Raw genomic sequence first — 7642 nt, forward strand, 5'->3', positions numbered from 1 at the left:
GGCCCACCGGTCCGCCGGCCGTTCGCGTTTCCGCCCGGGGAGCGCGCTCCCCGCCCACGACCCCCGAAGACGAGCTTCTTCGCTCCCCATCGCGCCTGCCCGACGAGCCCCGAAGTCACCCGAAAAGCTCGTACAATACCAATCAGTCGGTTTACTGTCGGCATGGTGCTACTGGAGCCATCGGTGACCAAACAAGAGCGGGCCGCACGGACCCGCACCGCGCTGATCAGGTCCGCGGCCAGGGAGTTCGACCAGCACGGCTACACCCTCGCCACGCTCACCGCGATCAGTTCGGGGGCCGGCGTGAGCCCCGGCGCGCTCCACTTCCACTTCGAGAACAAGGCGGCGGTCGCCGCAGCCGTCGAGGCCGACGCGACCACCGCGCTGCGCCGGACCGCCAGGATCGTGTACGGCCACCGGTCGAACGCCCTGCAGAACCTGGCCGACACCACGCACGCCCTCGCCCGGCTGCTCCGCGAGGACATCGTCGTGCGGGCCGGTTTCCGGCTCAGCTGCTCCCACAGCTGCCGCACGGACCTGAACCTGCGCCAGGAATGGCAGAGCTGTGTGCAACAACGGCTCGCGGAGGCTGCCGACGAGGGTCTGCTCGCCGCCGGCCCCGGCCGGCAACAGGACCTGGCCCGCACGATCGTGGCCGCCACCGTCGGCCTTGAGACCCTCGGCGCGGAGAACAGCGCCTGGCTGTCACCCGCGACCGTCACCGGTCTGTGGCGCACGCTGCTGCCGCTCCTGGCGCGCCCCGAGACGCTCGCAGGCCTGGAACCGGCGGGCAGCGCGGCCGTCACCGGCCGCCGCGTGCCCGCACCGGTCGGCTGAGGCGCAGCCGGCCGAGGCACGGGCGGCAGAGCGAGCAGCCCGCCGGCCGGTCAGGGAGCGGGCGTGGAGGGCGACGGGCGGAGACGGTTCAGAGCGCGGTCCCGCCCGTGACGTCCACGTACTGGCCGGTGATCCAGCGCGCGTCGTCGGAGACGAGGAAGCCCACCACGTCCGCGACGTCGGACGGTGTCCCGATCCGGCCGAAGACCGAGAGGGCCGCGAGGGCGGCGCTCGCCTCGGGCGTGGCCCTGCGCCGGGCGTTCATGTCGGTCGCGATGTAGCCGGGGGCCACCGCGTTGACGGTGATACCCCGGGGTCCCAGCTCCTTGGCGAGCGCGAGGGTCATCGTGTCGACGGCCCCCTTGGTCATCGCGTACGTGACGGAATCGGGGAAGGCGTGCTTCGTCGCCGCCGAGGAGATGTTGACGATCCGGCCGCCGTCACGCAGCCGGGCGAGACCCCGCTGGATGAGGAAGAGCGGGGCCTTCACGTTGATCGTGAACAGCCGGTCGAAGACCTCAGGGGTCAGTTCATGGACGCGCCCCGAGCCGCTCGCACCCGCGTTGTTGACGAGGATGTCGAACTCGGGTCCCGCGTCCCGCTCGGCGAGACCGGCCTCCAGGGCCGTATAGAAGGTGTCGACCGCGTCCGGCGCCTCGAGCTCCGCGCGGAACGGGAAGGCCCGGCCGCCGTCCTCCTCGATGGTCTTCACGGTCTCGCGGGCGGCCGCCTCGTCGCGGCCGTAGTGCACGGCGACCAGGGCTCCGTCCCTGGCGAGCCGCTGGGCGATGCCTCTTCCGATGCCACGGCTCGCCCCGGTGACGATCGCGGTCCTGCCGGCCAGAGCGGGCATGTCGGCCTCGCCTTCCTTCATGTCAGGAGTGGTCGAGGAGGCCCCGGTACCACGCCCTGTGGTCCGCGAATCCCTCGGTGAAACCCGGCCCCGGTGCACAGCCCGGCTCCCGCCAGGGGCGGTCGTCGGAGAACCAGTGGTCGGTGGCGAGCATGTCGAGATGGTGCTGCGCGACGGCATGGCCCGCGAGCAGCGCGCGGGCCTCGGTCAGGTCCACCGCCGCGCCCCTGCTCGCCCCCGTCCGATGGGCGAGCAGGTCCTCCGCCGCGGCCAGGAGCTCCGTGACGGGCACCGGCTCGGGATGGTTCACGTAGTAAGGACCGGCGTGGGCACGGGAGGAGAGCGCGGCGCCCAGCAGGGCGCGGGCCAGGATGTCCACGTCGACGAGCGAGTGCAGCGAGTCACCGCCCACGAGCGGGCCGGGCAGCGCCGCGAGCAGCCGGACCAGGCCGGGGATCAGCTGCCGGTCGCCGGTGCCGTACACGAGGTGCGGTCGCAGGACGGCGCCGCCCGCGTCGAGGACGTACCGCTCGCCCGCCGCCCGGGTGCGGCTCGTCACGGAGACGGGGGCGAGCGGCAGGGTGCCGGAGGCGGCGGCCCGGAAGGGGCCGCGGCCGTGGACGGAGGCGGTGCTCAGGGCGACGATCCGGGTCACGCCTGCCCGTACGGCCGCGTCGACCAGGGCCCGGGTGCCCTCGTCGTTGACCGCGCGGGCGAGCTCCGGGTCCCCGCCGATCGCCGAGGCGCAGTGGACGAGGACGTCCACACCCTCGCAGGCGCGGCCCAGGGAAGCGGGGTCGCGGAGGTCTCCCTGGACGGCCTCGGCGCTGCCCTTCTCCCCGGCGGCCGGTGGCCGGCGGGTGAGGAGTCGTACGCGCGTCGGCTCGGGCAGTGCCGTCGCCGCGGCCGCCACGCGGCGGCCGATGAATCCGGTCGCGCCGGTGATCAGGATGCGAGGGTCCATCGTTCCGATCCGGTTCAGCCCGCCAGCCGGCCGTCGAGGCCCGCTCCGGCCACCACCAGTTCCGGGGACGGGGACGTGAGGTTGCACACGAAGACCGGTGTGCCGTCCTGCCGGCCCGTGACCCGCACGACGGTCGCCGACTGGTCGGGGGCGGCCACGACCTCGGCCTCGATCCAGCAGGGGCTGTCGAGTTCGGCGTAGCGCTCGAAGGAGATGTCCATGGCGGTGGGCAGGAACGCTCCCCCGCCGGCCGTCACCGTCGCGGCCTGCCGGGCGGCTTCGAGGAGCAACATCCCGGGCACGTGGTCGTTCGGGCGGCGGAAGAGAGTGGTGTGGCCGGTGTCGATGCGCAGCTGCCAGATGCCCGCGCGGGGGCCGGGGCCCAGGACGACGTCCTGCGGCCGGCGGCGGCCGACCAGGTGGGGGGCCACTCCGTGGATCAGCGGTACGGGCTTTCCGAGGGCCTCCATCCGCGCGCCCCGCACGCGGCGGTAGGCGGGGGTGGAGGTGCAGGCGGCCTGGCCGCCGCCGGTGGCGAGCAGCCGCCCGCCCCGGGTGAGCCGCACGGTGCTGGAGACGTTCCGTGGCCTGCCGCGGCGGGTGTCGAGCTCGGGGAAGAGGACGTCGACCGTGATGTCCGACGGGAGGCCGTTGACGGCGAGTGCCTCGGAATCGGCGTCGTATTGGAGGCCCCACATGACGAACTGATCGTCGACGGGTACCCCCAGTTCGGCATGAGCGGCGAGCATGGTCGCCTGGCGTATCGTCTCGGCCACCAGGAGGGGGTCGTGCCGGTCGCCTGCCACCGGAGAGAAGAAGGGATGTGACGCGGGCCAGTGAGCGGAGACAGAGAATCGATTCTCCTGCAGCCGCGTCCACCCCGTCGGAAAGATGTCTGCGGGGTCGGCCCGGTGTACGAACTCCCCGGGGACGTACGTCGTCGTTCCTCGGCGGTTCTGATCCATGGTTCCCCCTCGTCCCCGCGCGCCCTGGGCGGTAAACCCGCCCGGCGTAGAATACGTACAGCGCGGTTTTCTTTTCAATGCTTCGCGTCACACGTCGAGCACAGTCAGCGATACAGCAGGAGGCGCCTTGGCACAGCAAGCGCGTGCAATCCGAACCCGGCGGGCGATCCTGGAGTCGGCGGCGGCCGTCTTCGCGGAGCGCGGCTATGAGCGGACGACCATCGGGGAGATCTTGGTGCGCGCCGGGGTGACCAAGGGGGCGCTGTATTTCCACTTTGCTTCCAAGGAAGACCTGGCTCTCGGCGTGCTTGACGCCCAGATGCTCGACGAGCCGCTCGTCCCCCAGCCCATCAAGCTGCAGGAGCTGGTGGACCAGGGCTTCCTCCTCGCCCACCGGCTGCAGCGGGACGCGCTGGTGCGCGCGAGCGTCGCCCTGGCTCTCGACAGCGGCGCCACGGGCGTGGACCGGGCCGCCCCGTTCCGGGCGTGGATCGATCAGGTCTCGGAGGTGCTGACGGTCGCGAAGGCCCGCGGGGAGCTCCTCGTCCACGTCAACGTGACGGACACGGCCGAGCTGTTCTCCGGCGCCTTCGCGGGAATCCAGACGATGTCCCAGATTCTTTGCGACCGCAACGATCTGACGCATCGGGTTCTTGTGCTCCTTCGGCACGTCCTGCCGACGATCTGCACCCCGGCCCTGCTGACCGATCTGGAGATCACCGAAGAGCGCGCCCGACAGCTCGCCGCCGAGTACGACGAGCGCCGGCTCCACCGGGGGGAAGGAAACCTCGCGGACATCTCCCGTTAAGAAAACCGACCGCCCGGTCCTGTTGAGCCCCGGAAGCGCCCCGCCGCGGAACATGCGACGGGGCGCTCTGGCGTCATGGCACTGAGTGTGTTTTGCTGAGGGTACTCAGTGCCACTAGTGTCTAGGGGAGCTCCACATCATGGGCAAGGACTTCGACCTGTATCGGCCCTCCGAGGAGCACGACATGCTCCGGGAGTCGGTCCGTGCGCTCGCGGAGGCGAAGATCGTGCCGTTCGCCGCGGCGGTGGACGAGGAGGGCCGCTTCCCGCAGGAGGCCCTGGACGCGCTGGTCGCCAACGACCTGCACGCCGTGCACGTCCCGGAGACCTACGGCGGCGCCGGCGCGGACGCCCTCGCCACGGTGATCGTGATCGAGGAGGTCGCGCGCGCGTGCGGCAGCTCCTCGCTGATCCCGGCGGTCAACAAGCTGGGCTCGCTGCCGGTGATCCTGTCCGGCTCGGAGGAGCTCAAGCACCAGTACCTCGGCCCGCTCGCCAAGGGCGACGCGATGTTCTCCTACGCCCTCTCGGAGCCCGACGCCGGTTCGGACGCCGCCGGGATGAAGACGCGCGCGGTGCGCGACGGGGACTTCTGGGTCCTCAACGGTGTGAAGCGGTGGATCACCAACGCCGGCGTCTCCGAGTACTACACGGTGATGGCCGTCACCGACCCCGACAAGCGGTCCAAGGGCATCAGCGCCTTCGTCGTGGAGAAGTCCGACGAGGGCGTCTCCTTCGGCGCGCCGGAGAAGAAGCTCGGCATCAAGGGCTCTCCGACCCGCGAGGTCTACCTCGACAACGTCCGCATCCCCGCGAGCCGGATGATCGGCGCCGAGGGCACCGGCTTCGCCACCGCGATGAAGACGCTCGACCACACCCGCGTCACCATCGCCGCCCAGGCCATCGGCATCGCCCAGGGCGCCCTCGACTACGCCAAGGGCTACGTCAAGGAGCGCAAGCAGTTCGGCAAGCCCATCGCCGACTTCCAGGGCGTGCAGTTCATGCTCGCCGACATGGCCATGAAGCTCGAAGCCGCCCGCCAGCTCACCTACGCCGCGGCGGCCAAGTCCGAGCGCGTCGACGGCGACCTGACCTTCTTCGGCGCGGCCGCGAAGTGCTTCGCCTCCGACGTCGCCATGGAGGTCACCACCGACGCCGTCCAGCTCCTCGGCGGCTACGGCTACACGCGTGACTACCCCGTCGAGCGCATGATGCGCGACGCCAAGATCACCCAGATCTACGAAGGCACCAACCAGGTCCAGCGGATCGTCATGGCCCGCAACCTCCCGTAACTCCCTGCCCGTTGAAAGGAGACAGGCCGTGACCCTGAAGATCGCTGTCTGTGTGAAGTACGTCCCCGACGCGACCGGCGACCGCGGTTTCGCCGATGACCTGACGACCGACCGCGAGGCCGTCGACGGCCTGCTCTCGGAGCTCGACGAGTACGCCGTCGAGCAGGCGCTCCGCATCTCGGAGGAGGCCGACGACGCCGAGGTCACCGTCGTCACCGTGGGTCCAGACGACGCCAAGGACGCGCTGCGCAAGGCGCTGTCGATGGGTGCCGACAAGGCCGTCCACGTCAACGACGAGGACATCCACGGCTCCGACGTGATCGCCACGTCCGCGATCCTGGCCAAGGCCCTGGAGAAGACCGGTTTCGACCTGGTCGTCTGCGGCATGGCCTCGACCGACGGCTCCATGGGCGTGCTGCCCGCGCTGCTCGCCGAGCGTCTGTCCCTGCCCCAGGTGACGCTGCTCTCGGAGGTCTCCGTCGAGGACGGCCTGGTGAAGGGCCGCCGTGACGGCGACGCCGCCACCGAGCTCCTCGAGGCCCCGCTGCCGGCCGTCGTCTCGGTCACCGACCAGTCCGGCGAGGCCCGTTACCCCTCCTTCAAGGGGATCATGGCCGCCAAGAAGAAGCCGGTCCAGGAGCTGGACCTGGACGACCTGGACATCGACGCCGACGAGGTGGGCCTCGCCGGGGCCTGGACGCTGGTCGACTCCGTCGCCGCGCGCCCGGCCCGTACGCAGGGCACGATCGTCACCGACGAGGGCGACGGCGGCAAGCAGCTCGCCGCCTTCCTCGCCACCCAGAAGTTCATCTGACCCACCGTCAGCCAGACACTCACACAGGAGCAACGAATCATGGCTGAGATCCTGGTTCTCGTGGACCACGCCGACGGTGCGGTCCGCAAGCCGGCCCTCGAACTGCTGACCCTGGCCCGCCGCATCGGCGAGCCCACGGCGGTCGTCCTCGGCGCCGGCGAGGCCGCCGCCTCGATCGCCGCCACCGCCGGCGAGTACGGCGCGGCCACCGTGTACGTCGCGGACGGCGCCGAGTTCACCGAGCAGCTCGTCGTGCCGAAGGTCGACGCGCTCACCCAGCTCGCCCAGGAGAAGGGGGCGGCCGCCGTCCTGGTGACCTCCTCCGGCGAGGGCAAGGAGATCGCGGCCCGCGTCGCGCTCCGCCTCGGCTCCGGTCTCATCACCGACGCCGTGGAGCTGGAGGCCGGCGAGGACGGCCCGGTCGCCACCCAGTCGGTCTTCGCCGCCTCGTACCAGGTGAAGTCGCGGGTCTCGCACGGCCTGCCGGTCATCACCGTCAAGCCGAACTCCGCCGCCCCGGAGGCCGCTCCGGCCGCCGGTACGGTCGAGAACGTCACCGTGGCCTTCACCGGCAACGCCGCGAAGGTCGTCTCGCGCACCGCGCGCGTCTCCACCGGCCGCCCCGAGCTCACCGAGTCCGCCATCGTGGTCTCCGGCGGTCGTGGTGTCGGCGCGGCCGAGGGCTTCGCGGTCGTCGAGAAGCTGGCCGACTCGCTCGGCGCGGCCGTCGGCGCCTCCCGCGCCGCCGTGGACGCCGGCTGGTACCCGCACTCCAACCAGGTCGGCCAGACCGGCAAGCAGGTCTCGCCGCAGCTGTACGTCGCGGCGGGCATCTCGGGTGCGATCCAGCACCGCGCCGGCATGCAGACGTCGAAGACGATCGTCGCCGTCAACAAGGACGCCGAGGCCCCGATCTTCGACCTGGTGGACTACGGCGTGGTCGGTGACCTCTTCGAGGTGCTGCCGCAGCTGACGGACGAGATCGGCGCCCGCTGACCGTTCCCGTCGCCGCCGAAGAAAGGGGCGGGTGGGTGGGGGGGCGGCGACACACCCCCCCCCCCGAAACAGTTCGTCCGACGAAAAACCACAACACAGCGCCACCCACCACCA

8 protein-coding genes are annotated in these 7642 nt (G+C 71.3%); 5 read left to right on the forward strand and 3 right to left on the reverse strand.

Annotated elements, in window-relative coordinates:
* The first annotated feature begins 183 nt into the window (after positions 1-183).
* Positions 184-837, forward strand: a complete 654-nt coding sequence (locus ACFVYX_RS33415; protein WP_389685244.1) for a ScbR family autoregulator-binding transcription factor — start codon at positions 184-186, stop codon at positions 835-837.
* Positions 838-925: 88 nt separating this feature from the next.
* On the opposite strand, the gene ACFVYX_RS33420 is transcribed toward ACFVYX_RS33415, so the two are convergent.
* From ACFVYX_RS33420 to ACFVYX_RS33430, 3 genes are read right to left on the reverse strand one after another with little or no spacing between them, the layout of a single operon-like run.
* Positions 926-1690, reverse strand: a complete 765-nt coding sequence (locus ACFVYX_RS33420; RefSeq protein ID WP_389685260.1) for a glucose 1-dehydrogenase — start codon at positions 1688-1690, stop codon at positions 926-928.
* A 22-nt stretch (positions 1691-1712) separates the two neighbouring features.
* Positions 1713-2654, reverse strand: coding sequence for an NAD-dependent epimerase/dehydratase family protein (locus ACFVYX_RS33425; RefSeq protein ID WP_389685245.1), 942 nt, complete (start codon positions 2652-2654; stop codon positions 1713-1715).
* 14 nt (positions 2655-2668) lie between these two features.
* The gene (locus tag ACFVYX_RS33430) at positions 2669-3619 is read right to left on the reverse strand and encodes a ScbA/BarX family gamma-butyrolactone biosynthesis protein (RefSeq protein WP_389685246.1); all 951 of its coding nucleotides are present in this window, start codon (positions 3617-3619) and stop codon (positions 2669-2671) included.
* A 127-nt stretch (positions 3620-3746) separates the two neighbouring features.
* Between ACFVYX_RS33430 and ACFVYX_RS33435 the strand changes: the two genes are divergently transcribed.
* The 4 genes from ACFVYX_RS33435 (at position 3747) to ACFVYX_RS33450 (ending at position 7528) form a co-directional block, all read left to right on the forward strand.
* A complete protein-coding gene (locus ACFVYX_RS33435) occupies positions 3747-4427 on the forward strand; it encodes a ScbR family autoregulator-binding transcription factor (protein WP_389685247.1) in 681 nt (226 codons plus the stop codon).
* A 139-nt stretch (positions 4428-4566) separates the two neighbouring features.
* Entirely contained in the window at positions 4567-5718 is a 1152-nt protein-coding gene (locus ACFVYX_RS33440; protein WP_389685248.1) for an acyl-CoA dehydrogenase family protein, read from the forward strand.
* Between the two features lie 28 nt (positions 5719-5746).
* Entirely contained in the window at positions 5747-6532 is a 786-nt protein-coding gene (locus tag ACFVYX_RS33445; RefSeq protein WP_389685249.1) for an electron transfer flavoprotein subunit beta/FixA family protein, read from the forward strand.
* Positions 6533-6571: 39 nt separating this feature from the next.
* Complete coding sequence (locus ACFVYX_RS33450) at positions 6572-7528, forward strand: electron transfer flavoprotein subunit alpha/FixB family protein (protein ID WP_389685250.1); 957 nt, start codon at positions 6572-6574, stop codon at positions 7526-7528.
* The last annotated feature ends 114 nt before the right edge of the window (positions 7529-7642 follow it).

This window comes from Streptomyces sp. NPDC058326, from assembly GCF_042879855.1.
Taxonomy (GTDB): domain Bacteria; phylum Actinomycetota; class Actinomycetes; order Streptomycetales; family Streptomycetaceae; genus Streptomyces.

What these genes read in the sequence shown, in the direction of transcription:
- ACFVYX_RS33420 (WP_389685260.1), bottom strand. Translation starts at nt 1,690, where the DNA reads ATGCCCGCTCTGGCCGGCAGGACCGCGATCGTCACCGGGGCGAGCCGT.
- ACFVYX_RS33450 (WP_389685250.1), top strand. Translation starts at nt 6,572, where the DNA reads ATGGCTGAGATCCTGGTTCTCGTGGACCACGCCGACGGTGCGGTCCGC.
- ACFVYX_RS33440 (WP_389685248.1), top strand. Translation starts at nt 4,567, where the DNA reads ATGGGCAAGGACTTCGACCTGTATCGGCCCTCCGAGGAGCACGACATG.
- ACFVYX_RS33425 (WP_389685245.1), bottom strand. Translation starts at nt 2,654, where the DNA reads ATGGACCCTCGCATCCTGATCACCGGCGCGACCGGATTCATCGGCCGC.
- ACFVYX_RS33430 (WP_389685246.1), bottom strand. Translation starts at nt 3,619, where the DNA reads ATGGATCAGAACCGCCGAGGAACGACGACGTACGTCCCCGGGGAGTTC.